Origin of the sequence: Streptomyces sp. NRRL S-37, from assembly GCF_000721605.1 — a bacterium.
In the GTDB taxonomy this organism is placed as follows: Bacteria; Actinomycetota; Actinomycetes; order Streptomycetales; family Streptomycetaceae; genus Streptomyces.
The window spans coordinates 1-630 of sequence record NZ_JOIZ01000103.1; the positions used below are offsets into that span (position 1 = coordinate 1).

General features: G+C 69.0%; 1 protein-coding gene. It reads right to left on the reverse strand.

Annotated elements, in window-relative coordinates:
- Nucleotides 1–588 (reverse strand): DDE-type integrase/transposase/recombinase (locus IH50_RS41895; protein WP_158801443.1); only part of this gene is annotated, 588 nt, incomplete at its 3' end.
- Nucleotides 589–630: the final 42 nt, after the last annotated feature.

Genomic DNA, 630 nt, shown 5'->3' on the forward strand with positions numbered 1-630 from the left:
GCCGACTCGTCCCATGGACTGCACGATGCCCAGCTGGCGGCAGGCCCGCTTGAACTTCCGGGAGCAGTACTCGCTGCCCCTGCCGGTATGCATGATCACGCCGCGGACGTCGCCGCCCCGGGTGGCCGCGGCCATGTTGAGTGAGGCCACCACCAGCTCGGCGTCGTGCCGGGCGCCCATCGCGTAGCCGAGCAGCCGACGGGAGAACAGATCGATCACCGTTGCCAGGTAGAGCTTGCCCTCGCCGGTGTCGATCTCGGTCATATCGCCTGCCCAGACGAGGTCCGGTTCCTCGGCAGTGAAGTCCCGGCGGACGAAGTCCGGGGCGGCCGGCCGCCTGCCCGGCCTGGTCAGCGACCGGCGGCGCCTGATCTTCCGGCCCGCCGGCCCGAGCTCGGCCATCAGTTTCGCGACGGTGTTCACCGACACCCGCCAGCCCCGGCGCACCAGCTCGATGAACACCTTCGGCGAGCCGTAGGCACTTGTAGTACCACGGCAGGCGACGCGATGCGGTATGCCCTGCTCGGCCTTGCAGCTGCTGATCACCCCGACCGCCACGGCCGGGTCCGCCTCAGCTACTTCACCCACAAGGCCACGAATCGCTTGCACACATCACGCTCCATCTCCAGC